Source organism: Coprococcus sp. AM14-16, from assembly GCF_003434675.1.
GTDB lineage: Bacteria > Bacillota > Clostridia > Lachnospirales > Lachnospiraceae > Coprococcus > Coprococcus aceti.
In genome coordinates this window covers 606364-625698 of record NZ_QTLL01000001.1, presented here as the reverse complement: position 1 = coordinate 625698, position 19335 = coordinate 606364, and the positions used below count along the sequence as shown (strand labels likewise).

Annotated in this window: 16 protein-coding genes; 3 read left to right on the top strand and 13 right to left on the bottom strand. The window is 40.6% G+C overall.

What is annotated here, in order from left to right:
• Positions 1–65: 65 nt before the first annotated feature.
• Both argH and DW159_RS02840 read left to right on the top strand, forming a co-directional pair.
• Positions 66–1475: an argininosuccinate lyase gene (gene argH, locus DW159_RS02845; protein ID WP_117548889.1), complete on the top strand. Its 1410-nt coding sequence runs from the start codon at positions 66–68 to the stop codon at positions 1473–1475.
• A 5-nt stretch (positions 1476–1480) separates the two neighbouring features.
• Positions 1481–1678, top strand: coding sequence for a hypothetical protein (locus DW159_RS02840; protein WP_022216378.1), 198 nt, complete (start codon positions 1481–1483; stop codon positions 1676–1678).
• A gap of 88 nt (positions 1679–1766) precedes the next feature.
• On the opposite strand, the gene sigG is transcribed toward DW159_RS02840, so the two are convergent.
• From sigG to DW159_RS02780, 12 genes are all read right to left on the bottom strand, one after another.
• Complete coding sequence (gene sigG / locus DW159_RS02835; RefSeq protein ID WP_117548888.1) at positions 1767–2552, bottom strand: RNA polymerase sporulation sigma factor SigG; 786 nt, start codon at positions 2550–2552, stop codon at positions 1767–1769.
• 168 nt (positions 2553–2720) lie between these two features.
• Positions 2721–4316: a peptide chain release factor 3 gene (locus DW159_RS02830; protein WP_055222719.1), complete on the bottom strand. Its 1596-nt coding sequence runs from the start codon at positions 4314–4316 to the stop codon at positions 2721–2723.
• Between the two features lie 21 nt (positions 4317–4337).
• Positions 4338–4838 carry a helix-turn-helix transcriptional regulator gene (locus DW159_RS02825; RefSeq protein WP_015535018.1) on the bottom strand — a complete coding sequence of 167 codons (501 nt, stop codon included), beginning with the start codon at positions 4836–4838 and terminating at the stop codon, positions 4338–4340.
• Between the two features lie 37 nt (positions 4839–4875).
• Positions 4876–5622: a 4'-phosphopantetheinyl transferase family protein gene (locus DW159_RS02820; RefSeq protein ID WP_158547572.1), complete on the bottom strand. Its 747-nt coding sequence runs from the start codon at positions 5620–5622 to the stop codon at positions 4876–4878.
• A gap of 93 nt (positions 5623–5715) precedes the next feature.
• Positions 5716–8286 (bottom strand): tubulin-like doman-containing protein, encoded by a 2571-nt coding sequence (locus tag DW159_RS02815; protein WP_117548886.1) that lies wholly within the window; start codon positions 8284–8286, stop codon positions 5716–5718.
• 171 nt (positions 8287–8457) lie between these two features.
• Positions 8458–9420 (bottom strand): NYN domain-containing protein, encoded by a 963-nt coding sequence (locus DW159_RS02810; RefSeq protein ID WP_022216373.1) that lies wholly within the window; start codon positions 9418–9420, stop codon positions 8458–8460.
• Positions 9421–9440: 20 nt separating this feature from the next.
• The gene (locus tag DW159_RS02805) at positions 9441–10871 is read right to left on the bottom strand and encodes an alanine/glycine:cation symporter family protein (protein ID WP_117548885.1); all 1431 of its coding nucleotides are present in this window, start codon (positions 10869–10871) and stop codon (positions 9441–9443) included.
• Positions 10872–11032: 161 nt separating this feature from the next.
• Positions 11033–11848 (bottom strand): hypothetical protein, encoded by an 816-nt coding sequence (locus tag DW159_RS02800; protein WP_147323101.1) that lies wholly within the window; start codon positions 11846–11848, stop codon positions 11033–11035.
• A gap of 70 nt (positions 11849–11918) precedes the next feature.
• The gene (locus DW159_RS02795; protein ID WP_117548883.1) at positions 11919–12848 is read right to left on the bottom strand and encodes a hypothetical protein; all 930 of its coding nucleotides are present in this window, start codon (positions 12846–12848) and stop codon (positions 11919–11921) included.
• Positions 12849–12877: 29 nt separating this feature from the next.
• Positions 12878–13831 (bottom strand): hypothetical protein, encoded by a 954-nt coding sequence (locus DW159_RS02790; RefSeq protein ID WP_117548882.1) that lies wholly within the window; start codon positions 13829–13831, stop codon positions 12878–12880.
• A 27-nt stretch (positions 13832–13858) separates the two neighbouring features.
• Entirely contained in the window at positions 13859–15136 is a 1278-nt protein-coding gene (locus DW159_RS02785; RefSeq protein WP_158547571.1) for an NPCBM/NEW2 domain-containing protein, read from the bottom strand.
• Between the two features lie 19 nt (positions 15137–15155).
• Complete coding sequence (locus DW159_RS02780) at positions 15156–16019, bottom strand: hypothetical protein (protein WP_117548880.1); 864 nt, start codon at positions 16017–16019, stop codon at positions 15156–15158.
• Between the two features lie 144 nt (positions 16020–16163).
• Between DW159_RS02780 and DW159_RS02775 the strand changes: the two genes are divergently transcribed.
• On the top strand, positions 16164–16520 hold the full coding sequence (locus tag DW159_RS02775; RefSeq protein WP_117548879.1) for a helix-turn-helix domain-containing protein: 357 nt from the start codon (positions 16164–16166) through the stop codon (positions 16518–16520).
• Between the two features lie 91 nt (positions 16521–16611).
• Here DW159_RS02775 and DW159_RS02770 read toward each other — a convergent pair whose 3' ends face one another.
• On the bottom strand, positions 16612–19335 hold the full coding sequence (locus DW159_RS02770) for an ABC transporter permease (protein ID WP_117548878.1): 2724 nt from the start codon (positions 19333–19335) through the stop codon (positions 16612–16614).

The window sequence follows — 19335 nt, the reverse complement described above, 5'->3', positions numbered from 1 at the left end:
AAACTACCTTATAATTTACTCATTTTTCAACCTAAAACAAAAAATAACAGAAAAGAGGATTTAATATGGCTCAGCTCTGGGGCGGACGCTTCACAAAAGAAACAGACAAATTAGTATATAACTTTAACGCATCTATTTCATTTGATCAGAAATTCTACAGACAGGATATCCGCGGAAGTATCGCGCATGTAACCATGCTCGCTTCATCCGGTATTCTCACTGACGAGGAAAGAGATCAGATCATAGCGGGACTTAAGGGCATACTGAACGATGTGGAGAACGGTTCTCTGCAGATCACTTCAGAATACGAAGATATACACAGCTTTGTCGAGGCAAATCTCATCGACAGGATCGGCGATGTGGGCAAAAAGCTCCACACCGGACGAAGCAGGAACGACCAGGTCGCATTGGACATGAAGCTCTATGTAAGAGACGAGATCATCGAGCTCAAGGAGCTTATTTACAAGCTTCTGACTACTCTTCACGGACTTATGAATGAGCACATCGACACATACATGCCTGGATTTACTCACCTCCAGAAGGCACAGCCAATAACTCTGGCACATCACTTTGGAGCATACATGGAGATGTTCAAGCGTGACTACGACAGAATGAACGATATATATGACAGAATGAACTACTGTCCTCTCGGATCAGGTGCCCTCGCAGGAACCACATATCCGCTCGACAGAGAGCTCACCGCTTCTCTGCTGGACTTCTACGGTCCGACTCTCAACAGCATGGATTCAGTTGCCGACAGGGATTACTGCATAGAGCTTTTATCCGCCATGTCTACCATCATGATGCATCTCTCACGTTTCTCCGAGGAGATCATCATCTGGAACTCAAATGAATATCAGTTTGTTGAGCTCGATGATTCATACAGCACAGGAAGCTCTATCATGCCACAGAAGAAGAACCCGGATATAGCCGAGCTCGTAAGAGGTAAGACAGGCAGGGTTTACGGTGCTCTCACCTCCCTTCTCACAACCATGAAGGGAATCCCTCTCGCATACAACAAGGACATGCAGGAGGATAAGGAGCTCACATTTGACGCGATAGACACTGTAAAGGGATGTCTCGCACTGTTCACAGGCATGATAGCCACCATGACAGTCAACAAGCCTAGAATGGAAGCATCAGCCAAGAACGGATTCACCAACGCAACAGATGCCGCAGATTACCTTGTAAATCACGGTGTACCTTTCCGTGATGCACACGGCATCGTCGGCCAGCTCGTTCTGAAGTGCATAGAGGAGAACATCTCCCTCGACCAGCTTAGTCTCGACGAGTACAAGGCCATCTGTCCTGTATTTGAAGATGACATATATACAGCCATCAGCATGGAAGAATGTGTTCAGAAGCGTAACACAATCGGTGCTCCGGGACACGCTGCAATGCAGAAGGTGATCGATGCAAACGACAAGTTCTTAGCATGGGCTGAGCAGGATTTAACCAAGCACACCAAGGAGTGATTTTTATGAACAATACAACAAAAGCCAAATACGATATGGCAGAAAAGATGCTCAAGGTCGATATCTCTCTTGAGGAGGTTGCTCTTATGACCGAACTTCCAATGGAAACACTGAAAAAGATACAGCACGACATAGAAAAAGATGGCCTTGTAACCAGACACGATGTAAAGGATGTTGATCTCGGTACAAGTTATCTCATCTGATCATCTTCTATCACTATATGCATGTATTGCACAATAAATATCCCCGCTGTTTTTACAATAACAGCGGGGATATTTATATTGTGTATCACTATTCCCTGTCCTCAAGATACCTTCTAAGACTTTTTATCGCATTCTTCTCGAGGCGGCTGACCTGCGCCTGGGATATGCATATCTCCTCCGCCACCTCCGTCTGGGTCTTTCCCTCAAAAAATCTCAGCCTCACTATATTCTTCTCCCTGTCGCACAGCCTGTCCATAGCCTCTCTGAGATCAAGGTTTTCAACCCACATCTCCTCCTTATTCTTTCTGTCTCTTATCTGATCCATGATGTACAAGGTGTCTCCACCCTCCTGATACACCGGCTCATACAGGGACAGCGGTGCCGATATGGCATCAAGCGACATGACTATATCTTCCTTTGGTATACTTATCTCCTCCGCTATCTCCTCTATCGTCGGCTCCTTATCCTTTGTCTTCTGGAGATTTTCCTTGGCATATATCGCCTTGTAGGCTATATCACGCAATGACCTTGATACTCTTATAGCATTGTTATCTCTGAGATACCTTCTGCACTCACCTATGATCATAGGCACAGCGTACGTACTGAATTTGACATTGAGACTTCTGTCAAAATTATCCAACGCCTTGATAAGCCCTATACAGCCAACCTGGAACAGATCATCCGGATTCTCATTTGAACTGCCAAATCTCTGGATCACGCTGAGCACAAGGCGGAGATTCCCCTCTATAAACTCCTCCCGGGCAGAGCTGTCTCCCTGCTCCATCCTGTCAAACAGCATGTTCTTCTCATCCTCTGTAAGATATGGTAATTTCGATGTATTTACACCACATATAACTACTCTGTTCAGCGCCATATCATGTCCCTCCACGTGTTATCTGTCTAACACTAGGATTGTCAGATACATGCCAATTTATTCATATTTGCACCACTTTTACTGATATATATGCACGCAAAAAGACCATGAAAACCAATTTGTGTCCTAAGTCACTCATCATATTCATGGTCTCTTATCTTCGTATATCTAGTTCTTTCTGAACTCCTCAAGTTCAAGTCCCTCATTGTGCTGGAGAACCTGATCGATGACCCACTCATTTGCAAACAGGAGAAGCGGATTACCCTTCATGTCCTTAACCTTCTTGACATCGCTCACACGCTTGAGCTTTGTCACGTCTATGGTAGGATCCTTCACCCATCTGATATAGTTATATGGTATCGGCTCAAGTCTTATCTCACAGCCGTACTCATTCTCAAGTCTGTACTTAAGTACATCAAACTGAAGTACGCCGACAACTCCGACTATGATCTCTGAAAGACCCGCAGTGTACTCCTGGAATATCTGTATAGCACCCTCCTGGGCAATCTGGGTAACACCCTTGACAAACTGCTTACGCTTCATGCTGTTGAGCTGAACAACCCTGCAGAAGTGCTCCGGTGCAAATGTAGGGATACCCTCATACTCAAACTTCTTTCCGCCTGTTGTGAGTGTATCTCCAATTGAGAACAGATCAGGATCAAATACACCTATAACGTCACCGGCATACGCCTCGTCGACGATCTTCCTGTCCTGAGCCATAAGCTGCTGTGGCTGGGAAAGCTTGATCTTTCTCTTGCTGGCAGCATGATATACCTCCATGCCTGCCTCAAACTTACCAGAGCAGATTCTCATAAATGCGATTCTGTCTCTGTGAGCCTTGTTCATATTTGCCTGGATCTTGAACACAAAAGCTGAGAACGGCTCTGTTACAGGATCTATGATTCCCTCTGATGAATTACGTCCGATAGGAGGTGTCGTCATCTTAAGGAAATAGTTCAGGAACTGCTCGATACCAAATGTATTCAGCGCAGAACCGAAAAATACAGGGGAGAGCTCTCCGGCTCTGACCTTCTCTATATCCATCTCCTCTGTGGCACCATCTATAAGCTCTATCTCCTCATTGAACTGGTCAAAGAGGTATGGGCCGACAAGCTCCTTGAGAGCCTCATCGTCTATATGATAATCTGTTTCCTCCGCCTTCTTGGCTCCACCTGTCGATATAGCCTGGAACGTGGACACTATCTTGGTCTTTCTGTCATATACACCCTTGAACTCTTTTCCTGAACCTATAGGCCAGTTGACAGGGCATGTCTTGATACCGAGAACAGTCTCTATATCATCGAGAAGCTCAAATGTATCCCTTGCATCTCTGTCCATCTTATTTATAAATGTGAATATAGGTATATGTCTCATGACACATACCTTGAAGAGCTTTATAGTCTGAGCCTCAACACCCTTGGATGCATCGATCACCATGACCGCAGAATCCGCAGCCATAAGTGTACGGTAGGTATCCTCCGAGAAATCCTGATGTCCAGGTGTGTCAAGTATGTTTATGCAATATCCGTCATAATTGAACTGCAGAACAGACGAGGTTACCGAGATACCTCTCTCCTTCTCTATATCCATCCAGTCCGACACTGCATATTTGGAATTTGCCTTTCCCTTTACAGATCCCGCTGTGTTTATTGCGCCGCCAAAGAGCAGAAACTTCTCTGTGAGTGTAGTCTTACCTGCATCAGGATGTGAAATTATGGCAAATGTCCTTCTTCTGTTGATCTCTTCTCTTAACTTGTCATCCATTATCTTTTCCTCATATACAATTTATTGATTCTTATTCTTCAAAATGTCCCTGTTCTTCTGAGCCCAGAGCATAAGCGACTGTATATTCACAGACATCTTCTCCAGCTCCTCAAGGACAGCGTCAAAAGCTGCAACCTCGGTCTCGTCGACTATTCCATCAGCGGTGATCTCTATAAGCTGCTCAGATATATCCTCCATCTTCTTGGAGGATCCGAGGAACTGAAGTATGAGCCTGTCAAGGCTGTCCGCATTTATCGGCTTCACCGTCTCTTTTCCTATAGGGCAGTCGCCTGAACAATAGCTGTTACAGAGCTCGGGTATGTCATACGCCTTTGACATGGAAAGTACCTCCTCAGGGTACGGAACTACTGTGCCAAGCTCTATTCTTGAAAGCCTTGTCCTGTCTATATTGAGCACCTCTGCACTCTTCTCCCTGCTTGTAAGGTTATCGTTCACCTTAGACGCATTATATCTTGCGACATAATATTTATTGTTAAGCGCCTTTGTAGCTTTTTTACTCATTTTTTTCTCCTTATGTAGTTCTTCCTAATACACCTAATTAAACATAATAACACACAATATCAGCCGAATCAATCATCTTAATATCCGGTGAAAAAGTTCCATCAGAAGCTGCGCAAAATGCAGCTATAAAGTCTATATTCATATCTCCCTCTGCATGCGCAGGATCCGCTATTTCATCCATATGCATACGGCCGTCACACTCAGCCCTGCATACGGCATAATTGCCCAGCCAGATATTCTTCTTCTCCATATGTGCATTGTCCATGACCATTTGCTGTTCCTCATCCTTCATAAGTATGCCTGTTCCGGTCATCTTGCTGTACGCCTCGCGCCTTGTCCACACACATGTGCTGTATATTTCCGGGTGTGCACACGACATCACACATTTTTTATCCTCATCCGAATACAGGCGGTTAACTATGCTGTCCGGTATCCTTCTGACTCTCTCAACGTCTATACCACAAGGCTCACTGCCTATCGCAGCCGCCACACAACCCTCGGTATGGCTTATCGAAAACTGAATGTCCTTTATAAACGGCTTTCCCGCCTTATTCTTCTCATACGTGACCAGCCGTTCATCAATTCCGGCACATTCCCTGAGAGCATGTGCAAGCAGGATTCCCGCTGCAAGACTGGCATTCCTGTCATCCCGCCTCCTGAGACGTTCCACCTTACACCTTCTGTATTCCGATACCGCATCCAGACATCTGCCATATATCCCATCGTCAGCAAATGCCCCCGTATCCATTATATATGCTCTGTATCCGTTAAAAGATTTATTCAAATCCAATTCCATCTCTTTCTACCAAATACGCCATGGTCATAACAACAATACAGCCCCTTAATACTCGCATATTAAAGGGCTGTATAAACTAACCTATATTGTGACAAAATCAGGGAAGCTCTTCATATCCTTGTTCACCTCATCAATATGAAGTCCCTTGTAATCATATACTGCATTGTAAGCCATCTGCATCTCCATCGCACACTGCATCATGGATACCGGAACACCGACAAATATATCATCGATCGAAATCTCTATCTCACCCGGATTGAGCGTTATTGAATCCTCCTTCTCATTGTAAGGTGGAGCCATCAGTATCGCTTTGACTGCCTTGCTGAAATACGGCATCACATTTGGAACCGATATATATTTCTTTGCAAGAAGCTTCTCCTTATATCCGTCAGCAAGAACACACAGAGGCTGTTCCTCTGATATATCATCCACAAACGCCCTGGCAGCCTCCTCCATTATGGATGTTCTCCTGTCGTTGATCGGAGATCCGTACATAACGTTGAGATCCTGCTCCGTGAGCTTCTTATCAGCAAATGCCACTGTGAACATCTTCTCAGGACCATATGCTCCGACACCGGAAAATAGCTCTCTGTATATCTTCTCCATCTCATCCTTGACAGGAACAACTCTTCCACTGTCTATATTGGACTCGTTGTCCAGCATGAGCTTGATGATCCCTGTCTCCATCTCTTTTATCCTTCTGGATGTGACATAATCAGTCGGAAGGAATTCATGTCTCTTGGCTTTCTTGAGTATATTGCCAACAGCCTTATCACCGTTATTCGCAAGATCCTCGATGGAATTCTTCAGATCCTCTCCAAACTGTGAATATATCTCGTCAAGTCTCTCTGCCCTCTGCTGAAGCCATCTAAGTGTATCTCCAAACAGATCCTGTGCATCGAGTTCATCTATAAGCTTTGTTCTCTCCGCAGCAAGTGCTTCCTTGATGCATGCATCGAAATAACCATTCTCAGTCTCCCTCTTCGCTGAAGGGAAAGTGAAGAATCTCTTCGCAACAATGGTCTTGATGGAATCAATGATTCTGGTATATTCACCCGACGGTGTATAATCCTTCATCATCTTCTCAAGCTTTCTGACTTCAGCCATCATACCCTTTGTGGAATCTGTTACACCGGCACTCGGTGCACCTATGACATCTATTGCGCCATATGGGCCAAACTCATTCATATATTTGGATATCACATCATCAAGTGAACTCCAAAGCTTGTTCTTCATCGACTTTATGATAACCGGAAGTTCCTTCTCAAAGTTCTCCATCTTCCTGGCAAAGCCCTCTCGAAGACCGTCCGTATTCTTCTTTATCATCTTATATGTAGGCTTGGTGATCTGGCCGTACTGTATGAGACCGTTCACGGCAAGTTTGATATCCTCACCCTGCTCCTCCTGCAAGAATATAGTGAGCTCTGCAAGTACATTCTTGATATCCTCCTCGGCATTGCCCTCCTTGAACGGAGATCTGAACAATCCCTTATATGCCTGGGAAAACAGATCATTCTCACACATATTCTCTATCTCTTTGATAGGAATATGGTAGTCAGCCTCGCTTACTACCTTGTAATAGCAGTTTGACTTCTTGATATTCTCGTCACTGTGCTCCATCTTCCAGTTCGTGATGGAATATCCCTCATTCTCAAAAAATACATCCCTGAGAAGCTTCCTGTCGTTCTCCACGTCATTGTTGCCAATGAACTTGTTGCTGGCTAGCCTGTAGAGGAAGCTTGCTGTATCCCTTGTGATGTATCCCTCAGGTATGTAGCCCTGTTCGTCCTTTCTACCTGATACAAGCATGCAGGCATCAAAGAGATTCTCCCTGATGACCATCTTGTTTGACTTACTGATAAATGTATAGTTGTCATCCTTCTCGGAGAGCTTCATATAATAATCAACTTCCTTGAGGGTCGCACATCCATTTGCATTGAGTCTCGCCACAAGCTCTGTATCTTCATATACAGCCTTATGGCCGAACAGTACATCCGGTGTGAGCAGGCAACCGCCAATCCTCAGATTGTTCCACTTCTTCGCCTTGCCATACGCACGTATGTTATATGCGACATCTGAAAGGATTCCACTTCCGGTTCCTCCGGCGATTCCGGATACGATCAGAACATCGACTGTTCCCTCCGTCGTCTTGTCGTATACATCCTGAAGCTTGTCAAAAAGGAGCATTCTGACATCCGTATATGCATTCGAGAACATCAGACGTCCAATCTGTCTGTTCCCCTTTGCTCCGTCTCTTCCTATCGTGATAGCCGGGAATTCAGGATCCATCCAGTTTGCAAGATTCTCATGGATCGGATTCTTCTGGATTCCATTCTCCAGAACATTCTCAATATCCGGTCTGTATATACTGATAACCTCAAGGGCATTGAAACCGACACCCTCCTTGCTATCATCTATGGTAGCCTCCATCTCTGCTATATCTGAATCTATCATGAGGAAATTAATGTTATCCTCGGGTGTTATGTTATCCATCAGCATACCCTTAAGCGCGCAAACGGTCCTGCCTCCAAGTCCCCCAAGACCTATTACGAGCAGATTCTTGTTGAATCTGTTCTCATGACTTATACGTCCAAAAACACGTATGTCTTTTAATTTGCTAAACTCCTCTTTTTGAGTATCAATAAGTATCATAGATTATGCCTCTCCTTAATATGCACGTACACTTCTTCCCCCATAGTGAATTTTCTGTACCTGAAAACCCACATTTTCAATTTATCACTATTCTTATTGATTTTCAACAAAAAGCGTTAATTTATTTGGCATTTTTTCTAAATTTTGACATATTTAAGCATTAAACACTTTCTACTTATCTGTCAATTTTACCCTGTCTCCCACGATCTCAAAACAACCGAAGCTTTTGAGAAAGCTTGAAAACTTACTGTATCCATATTTCTTTATGCTGAAGCCGGGTATAATATTCTTAAGTTCTGTATTCAGCAGTCCCATATTGTACATAGTGTCAGAATTCTCCGTGAGAAGTCTCACTATGCGCAGCTTGACAGCACTCTTAGGATCGATATGGTTCTTGATGGACACAAATTTCTGCCTGCCGCTGTCTATATCCAGATCGTCAAACTCCTCACTGAGGAATGTTGACAGCTTGGAATACCCATAATTTCTCACGTCAAAGTCAGGATATTTGTTCACAAGGCGGCTTCCAATCTCACCCATATGAGTCTTCTTATCCTTGTCATCGTTCTCATCTATTATATTGTAGACCGTCTTCTTTATGTCCCTTATGCTTGTGATATATGACTCGTCCACAGCCGCAGCCTCAAGCATGGCATTCTTCGATGCCGGCTTGTTGAGATCCTCTGTCACCAGTGAATCAAGGATCTTGAAGCTTGTACACGCACTCACGAACGCTTTCGGAGTCTTGCGTTCTCCCATTCCGATGACCTGCTTGCCAGCCTCCCTGAGTCTTGATGCAAGCCTAGTGAAATCGCTGTCGCTTGTCACCAGACAGAATCCATCTATATTGCTCGTATAGAGAAGATCCATCGCATCTATTATCATGGCCGAATCCGTTGAATTCTTTCCCGCCGTGTATGAAAACTGCTGTACAGGCTGTATAGAATATGACAGCAGACAATCCTTGTCCCAGCCATTGTTATTCTTTGACCAATCCCCATATATCTTCCGCACCGTTATTGAGCCGAGCCTTGACAGCTCATCAAATATACTCTCAATATATTTTGCCGATACATTCTCTGAATCGATAAGTATCGCATACTTGTTAGAAATCTCACTTGATATTTCTTCCATATAAAAGTCCCTTTCATTTATCAGTTCTCTTTGCCGGTCTCAACCCCAAACTTGCCCGGTCCATCCTGAAAATACTCACGGGTAAGCTTCACAACTGTACCTGACAGCATGAATACTGCGATCAGGTTAGGTATGATCATAAGTCCGTTGAAGGTGTCCGCTATATCCCAGAGAAGTCCGAGATCCATGGTCGCACCGATGATTGCGACAAATGCATACACAACCATGAACGGCTTGATAAGCTTACTTCCAAACAGGAATCCGACACATCTTGAACCGTAAAGTCCCCATCCGAGTATGGTTGAGAACGCGAAACAGCACAAAGCCACCGCTGTGAATATCGATATCCAGTTGCCGTAGGTTGCAACAAAGCCGTTGATCGTGAGATCGGCTCCTGCAGCCTGTCCGTAGGCTACCTCAGTTCCACTGCACAGTATTACTAGTGCCGTAAGCGTACATATAACTATAGTATCGATAAATACCTCGAATATTCCCCAGAGTCCCTGCTGCACCGGATGCTTTACATCAGAACATGCATGGGCTATGGATCCTGTACCAAGACCTGCCTCATTGGAGAAAATACCTCTCGATACACCCTTTCTCATGCTGAGGAACAGACTTCCAACTATTCCACCGGTCACGGACTTCGGATTGAATGCACCTTCAAATATAGAAGCGAACACTCCCGGCACACTCTTGATATTGATTATTACAAGAATTATAGCCATGATGATATACATAGCAGCCATGAATGGCACCAGCTTCTCTGTCACGCTTCCTATTCTCTTGATTCCTCCTATAAGTATGAGACCAACAAGAATAGCTATTATGATTCCTATCACAAGATTGATTGTAAATGTATTGCTCTTGTCAGCCAGATTATAATTAAAAAGTGCTGAATCTATAGCTGTTGTGATGGTATTGACCTGTGTTGCATTTCCTGTTCCGAACACTGTGAGTATACCGAGGACTGAATATGCTATAGCCAGGAAGTAAGCATTCTTGCCAAGGCCATTCTTGATGTAATACATTGGTCCGCCGACCCAGTCACCATTCGCATCCTTCTCACGGTAGAACACTGCAAGTACGACCTCTGCAAACTTTGTTCCCATTCCGAGAAGTGCTGAGATCCACATCCAGAATACCGCACCAGGACCGCCTATGGCGATGGCTCCAGCAACACCGGCTATATTTCCCGTTCCAACCGTTCCCGCCAGCGCCGTACACATGGCCTGAAAAGGACTGATGGCACCATCTGAAGTCTCCTTCTTGTTGAATATCCTTCCAAACGTATGCTTGAACGCGTATCCAAACTTTGTAAACTGAACCCCCCTGTTTCTTATGAGGAGCCACAGTCCCACGCCCACGATACATATCATGGATGGCACTCCCCATATAAAATTGTTCACCGATGAATTCACATCGGCAATGATCTTAAGTAATTTCTCCATATCTGTTTTTCTCTTTTCATTTTCTTTTTTACATACCAAATATGATTTTACAATACATTGTGCTTGTTGTGCAAGAAAAACCGCATCCACTTTAGTCATGGATGCGGTTTTTAATTTATATATAATTGTTATATATTTTTAATTCACATTATATATTGGAACTATTCAATCTCTGCCCAGCTAAGTGACGAATCACTTTCTACTATTACATAATCATCTGCATAGTCATTATTGTATGTATCATCATTTTCTGAAGCATATTCTGCAAGTCCACAATTCAAAGAAATTATTTTCTTCTCGCCATCGCATAGCTCCCACTGTTTTAATTCGTTATTATACACTGCTCTAACCCATTCTTTTTGACGAACATTTGTGATTTTGTCTCTCCACAATGCATAATACTCCAAAGCATCATAATTGTCCGTTATAGATGCAACACATACTGTTGCAACCTCATATGGGTCTTTCACACCAATATAATTTAACACGTCACCAACAGTATACGCCGGTGCATTTGTGTACTCAAATTTAACATGATGTTGATCAACAAACGCCTCGTTCTTATTAACCAAATCATCTCCTGCATCTGCATTCTCTTGTCTTTCCTTGATTACTGTCTCATAATAATATGCTTTGTCATCAAGATTGTAATCCCACTTGACAATCGTATCTGAGCCAAACATATTTTTCTCAACAATAACAGGAACACCTCTTAAATATCCTTGAGAAACCTTTACATCCACAGATGCATCATACACAATATAGTATTCATCTGTTTTTATCACATTGTCAACAGACAGAACATCTATTTGACTTTCGTCACTAATATCAACATCAACAATATGCCCATTATCATCACACACTCTACCTGATGTATTCATTAGATTCTCTTTTATTTTGTCCGCTCCTTTATTAGTCAACATTACGAATTCAGGAATAATTCCCCAAACAATTGTAACAACACCTACACACACCATCAAAATTATCTCACATACTCTGTGTGCCGAATGTTTGTCCACATTTCTCATAAATAAATGTAGTGCTTGTCTATTCAATAATATCAATTATGAACGAATATCCAGATGTTCGAACACAATATAGCCCTGCAGGTGTACCTTCTGGAATCTTATAGTATCCATATCCCTCCGGAGCAGTCTGCGCTTCTGCATAATATTTTTGCCCTAATACATAATACTTCACAGATACCGTAGCTGATCCTTCCTTGCTTTCATAATCTGAATAATATTTATAGAATATGCCTGTCGGCTCTGAATACGACAAATAGTAATCACCATTTACTTCAACGTAATCCTGTATATTACTTGCTGTTTCTCCATTTATCTCATAGATTTTATTTAAAGGCATATTGTTTTCTTCCATTTTTTCACTCAAATTCTTCCTACGAAACTCTATACAGCCATTATCTGCATCCACAGTAAATTGCTGCGGCATTGTATACCCCTCTGCTTCAATAGGATATATATCATAATCCCATCCGCCTCCAAATTCTATCAACAAATCCCCAGGATACATCTTCACATATGAAAAGTCCGAATCGGCAAATTTAATATAACTGTTGTCATTTTCGTCAATAACATGAGCAGAATCCATTGAATACAATCTATCCTCATGCTGTACCCAGTAATTTTTAAGATATTGTTCGCTTTCTTCTTTATAAGCATTTACAGCCTCTTTGTACGACATAGGTGAGCCATTATTTGTAATTATGTTTGATGCTTCTGTGTTGGTTACCTCAGTGGTTGTCGCTTCGGTTGTTGTTGCTTCGGTTGTTGTTGCTTCGGTTGTTGTTGCTTCCGCGGTCGTTGCTTCTGTGGTTGTCGCCTCGATTGTTGTTATTTCCGTAGTTAATTCTTCTGTTGAATCTATTCCAGAATCTGTTTCGCTACCACATGAGCATAATAATGACATTCCTAATATCACACCTGTTACCATTACTGTTTTTTTTATTTTCTTCATTTGTACACCTATTTCCTAATATATTTTATTTAATATGCCTCATATTCAATCTCTGTGCGAGTGGTCTTCCCATTAAAATTTTCTTTCTTAGAAATCGCATTACCATAATCATCATATATATATTCCCACTGATCAGTATATTTTAAAGAGTCATTCTCATATGTCTGTTTATTTGTTACATTGTTATATCCGTCATATTCACTTACTACTAAACTTGTTGACGTCATATTTCCATTCTCATCATATACTGTACTTTCTTTTTTAATTTCATTTCCATTTTCGTCATATAAATAATATGTAATTGTCGAATCATAGAATTCACCATTACCATCCGAATAACTTTTCGATAGGAAAAAGTCACTTTGAATCAAATTCTGTTGTGCGTCATAAGAATAATCAGTCCAAAAATCTATTTTATTACCATTTTCCTTACAATATGTCTCTTTCACAACGTTATCATTATCATCGTATTCATATGCTGTATATACATCTGGATAATTACTATCATATTCCTTTATCTTTCTATTTTGTGAATCATATTCATATATCATGCACGGTCTGTTTTCATCACCAGCCAAATATGATGTCTCTGAAATACAATTTCCATTATCGTCATATTCGTATTCTGTATAACGTTCTCCTTCATTTTCACCTGAAACCAAATTGTCTTTTAATATCAAATTTCCATTATCATCATATTCAAATAATGTTGTCATATACATAACATCATTTTCATCATATGAAAAAATTTTGGAAATTCGATATTGCATAATTTCATCTTTTTCCTGTTCAGTTTCTCCTGGTTGAGAAACAGTCAAATCGCTTGTTTCTTCCGATAAAGAATCAGTCGCATCATTTGTTTCCGTAACAGTTTGTTCTGCAGAATTATCATTTATCATTTCACTATTTCCACATGAGCATAACACCATAGCAGTCACCGCGATAGTTGAAAACACAATTGTTTTTTTTATTTTCTTATTCATTCTCTTTTCTCCTCATTTAAGATATTTTTATTCATTCTCTGTATATTTTTTTTGCACTATAGGATTTACAACCCCAAATTTTATTTGTCCTATATCAAAACCATATGGAGTTAACATCCATAAAAACTCAATTTTCAGCTCATTAACACCAGTTATGTCCAAATCAAAATCCTGAGGCAAAACACCACTAGCAACAACATCTGACGAATACAATAATTCATCATCACCGTATATTTTTACTTTTCCAGCTGCAACAGACGGATTTGCTGAATCTTTACAATCATAATGTAACACGACTCTTCCAGTCATTCTGTCATATTTTCCATCAAGCAAATATTCAACCGAGCTACTCTTTGGATCTGAAAACATAGATCCTCCTGACTCGTTAATTAATAAACCTGAGGGATATGAGGTTCCTGTATTATCCTTATCTATACCTGCCCATTTATGTACATCTCCGTCTATATAAAATTCTTCTAAATCTGTAATAAGTACTGGTTCAAAACTGGTAATTCTATCAAGCTCTCCCGTTAACTCAGTGTCATTACCAACGACTTTTATTGCCTCATTGATTTCTTTTTTAGCAGTATCATAATCGCAATTTTTTATATATGTTTCAGCTTTAGATATAGCCTCATTAATACATTCATTTTTTATATTTGTTTTTTTCACCTTGTATGAATCGTCCTTAAAATAATTCTCTAATTCATCATATATGACTACCGCATCGGACCATTTTTTGTTTTTCACATTTTCTTCAGCCTTATTCTCTAAAAGATTTCTATATTTACTCTCCACCTCACTTACTTTCCCACTTAAAGTTCCATCGTCATATATCTTCAATGCTTTCTTATACACATTAATCGCCTTGAGATATTTCTCATCTTTTACATATATTTCTGCCTCATCTATAGTTAATTCTATAAATCGCTTCTTTGATTCTTCTATCTTGTTCTGAGCATCATCATAATTCACATCATCAACTGATACTTTCTCATAATATGTAATAGCTGAATCATATTTTTTTACATTGAATAAATCCTCAGCCTTATCATAATTATTTTTGGAATTTCTTAATTCTTCCAAATCTGATTTCTTTTCATTTACATATTGATCAACCTCTTGTTTTTCATTCTCTATTTCAGATAAATTATTCAATGCGACATCATAATCTATGCGACCTGAATTATATGACTCTACAATCTTTTCAGTTTCCTCTTTAACCTTTTTGATTGATGTACATCCACATAATGTGAAAAAAATACACACACACATGATTATTAGAACTACTATCTTGTTTTTCATATCAACAAGCATCCTCCCTCTATTCATTATGATTTGTTATAAGTTGGTTGCTCACATCGCATATTGTATCCATCTGAGCATCATCAAGATAAGTGTCAGCTTTCATATAATTTGTTATTCCAAGTGTTGAATACTCCGATTGAATTTTCTTAGTAGAAAACTTCGATGTTACAACATCCCAACTTTGTGTATTGTCATTCCAATCAATGTCTACCCATATATAATCTATTGAAAGCGCATTATGCCCAAACTGAACATAGTACTCTAAAGAACCAAGGTCGTCTACACAATAATAATATTCGCCAGAATCCCATAATTTTTGGGGTTTTTCACCAGCACTCGCAAGAAGAACTGTTTCAACCTTTATATAATCTGTTCCCTCCTGGTTATTTACAAAATTCATAAGTTGCCGTGGTGTCATATATGGAGAAGTATTATATACATATTTAAACGTTGAACTTGTTGTCGCCTCACTTTGAATAGAATATGTCACATTAAATAGACCTTTAGCATTGTAATAGAGTAACGCATTATTTACATACAGTATTCCTAATTTATTTTCATATGATACATCACATTTAACTTTTATATCATTATCGTCATCGTCTACAGCTATCTCATAATCTATCACCTTCACATCATCAAATCCTTCTTCATATGAATATTTTCCCTTTAATGGTGAATACATTTCCAATGAAGCATAAACTTCGTCGTAGTCTTTTATATCTTTTTCGATTTTCTTAGTTGTTATTCTCATATAGAGTTCAGAAACGTCGTATTTTTTTCTATAGAAGTACCCAACCACAATTAAGCAGCCAACTAAAACAGCTATTAAATTTATAACTATAGCTGTTATTCCTATTTTATTTTTTCTTTTGTCCATATCTCTCCTCATTTTTGCGCTTATTATTATTACTTGCAAACATTATAACGTATATGCGTCATATTTTCAACATTTATAACGTATTTATATATCTAACTTTCATTCCATGAAACTGTAAAATAATTATCATGCGAGGTAGAATATATGAATAATAACGAAATTCTAAAAAAAATAGAAACATATATGAAATTAAGAAACTGGTCTATCTACAAATTAGCAAAAGAAGCTGATATTCCTTATTCTTCTTTAAACTCAATGTTCTTGAAGAATACTCAACCCACAATCCCTACATTAGAAAAGATTTGTTCTGGATTAAATATCTCCATGTCTGATTTTTTCTCCGACAAATCTACAGAAAATGTTCCATATTTAAGTTTGACGGAAGACGAACAAGAACTGTTATCTTTATATAACAAATTATCAAAATCAGACAAAAAACTTTTTATCTACTATGCTAGAGGATATGCAAAATCAGATTTATCTACCAATGATTCCGATTAAATATTTCATTCCATATTGCTTTATAGATAAACAAAAGCGCAGGTGTAACATTCACCTGCGCTTTTGCATTTTGCCATAATTTGATTTTATCTTACTCTCTGTTCTTCAGCACCTCAGCCGGCACGATCTTGTTCAGCCTGCCAACCAGAACTCTGTTGATTATGAAATACAGGACAAGTATTCCGCCGTAAAGCACAGCCCAGAGCCATGGGGCAAATGTCAGCTTGACGCCGCAGTTTACATTTGACACCAGTGAAGGGTACACAGCATCCATGATTACCTTGGCAAGTGGCAGGCATATTGCTGCACCTATTGCGATTATGAAAAAGTTGCCATCCAGATAAAGCTTCCTGATCTCCTTCGTCCTGAAACCAAACACCTTTATCAAGGAAATCGAGAATGCTGATCTGTCTATCATGACCTTCATCATCAGATACATGACCACTACGAATATAAGTGTCGAGAAAACAACTATCATAACAACCATACTTCTCATCTGATCTGCAAATATTCCGGCAGCCGACTCTATATCGGTCTTTGTTGTGGTTGCATAAAGTCTTGCAGGCTCACCCCCCAGGTCCTTGTCTGAAAATACTACATTGTACTCATCACTTCCAGCTCCGAACAGCTCCCTTGCATCATCTATAGTCATGAAAACATAAAATGCCGGAGTATACTGTGTCACACTGTCCACTGTAAAACCATAATCTATATCATTCTCCTCGTCGTGGAGCACGATTTCATCACCTACACCATAACCATATTTCTCAGCAAATGATGATGATATGGCTACTCTGTTCTTTCCATCCTTGAGGACAACATCAAAATACTTAGTATTCTTTGAAAGTCCAAGAACTGTCACATCCCAGTTGTATCCGTATATCTCTTTCTTCAGAGTCTTAGCATACGCTGCCTCACCGCCCTCTGGAGGATTCTCTGTAGGATATTTGTATGTATACATATATTCATAATGAGTATCCTCTACATTCTGCTTCTTGACCTTTGAACAGAAAGTTGCAGTGTTAAGGCTTAACATCAGGCATATAAGGGCTATGAACATTCCGATCACAACCGTTAAACCTGTTCTCATCTCCCTAAGCAACTGTCTGACTCTGAATCTGCCGACAAATCCCATATCTCCGAGATTGACATTACTGCCTTTTGGCTGCTTGACCTCATTCCTAATTAGTGAAAGGGCTGTCTGTGAGAGTTTCTTTCTGATAACGAAGTAGTTCACAACTATCGCTGCCAGTGGCGGCATCACGATACCGTACACTATAAGAATCGGCGGGATCTTCACATCCATAGCCGGAATTGAATAATACGCATATGCATCTGCCATCTGAACAGGAATTCCCACATTGCTTATTCCTATAAGGAAACCGATTATACCAGCAACTGTTGTGACTACGACTGGGAGTGTCAGGTAGTGCATCATGAGATCTCTTCTCTTGACACCCAGGGCAAAGAGCGCACCTATGACGCTGCTCTCCCTCTCTATTCCATGAACAACAAATACTGATATGACATATGTGAACAGGAGCATGAGAAGAACTCCGAAGAAATATCCCGCCTGTACATTGATCTGCTGGTCATCGGCAGCTCCGCCTGTTCTTGGGTTATCATCACTTGTCACAAATGATGTGATGTTGGCAAGATCCGTATCATAATCCTTCAGAAATGAATCAGTCTCTTTCTTGAGTTCTGCCATTCCATCTGCAAGCTCATCAGAGCCATCCTTTGCATCCATAGCTCCATCTGTGTATTCCTTTATACCGTCCTTGAACACCTTGATGCTGTCAATGTCATTCAAGGCACTTTCAATGCTCATCGCCACGACTCCGCCCTGACTGTCGGCTATTTTCTTCATCTCATCACTGTAATTATCCTCTGTAAGCTCAGTATCTAATCCGTAAGCTTTAAGTGATGACGATGCCTGATCAATATATGCATCAAACAGCTCCTGTGCCGCATTATTCAGCCTTATGTTGTTGTCAGTGAGTTCTCCAAGTCCATCTGCAAGCTCATTTGCACCTGACTTAAGCTCCTTTACGCCATCCTTGAAGTCATTTATAGCTGCGCCCGTTCTGTCCCAATACTCCTGAAAATACTCATCATCGATACTGTCTGTGTCTACCTTGATGTCCTCAAGGGCATCCTTCACGTCATCACAGGTGGTCTTACCCTTGAGTCTGAACGCATAAAGATATGTCTCTGTCTTGACACTCTTGCCTGTTGCATGAAGTTTATCATATGCCCCCTCTGTAACGAATACTGTTCCAAACGCCTTGCTGTCTACAACTGTATCTGACATTTCTTTGAAAAGAGCATTGTAATCAGGTGATGTTCCTATTCCTGTCACCTTAAATTCATTTCCTGCTATCTGTATTGTATCTCCGACAGAAATATCATTTACCTGACTGAATCTCTTCTCAACAACTATCTCATCATCAGCCTCCGCAAGACTTCCCTCATCACATTCCACAAGATCTATGTTCTCCCTGTTGGCAAATACCCTGATAGTCTTGCCATCCATGACATCGTAATCCTCGTAAAACATCTGCTCAACATCAGCACCCGCATCCTCAAGCCGGGATATCTCTTCATCGCTCAGTGGAACGAATACGGAAAACTGCCCAGCCTCTATCTTATTTGCATTGTCATGTTCAGCACCTCCATCGATAATCGTGAAGCCCGCACCGATGAGAGAAATTATTACATACATTCCCATAATTATAAGAAATGCAAGTGCTATGTATCTGAACACATTCTCCTTCAGATCCCTCAGAACTCTTTTTCTCAAAACCTTCTGCAT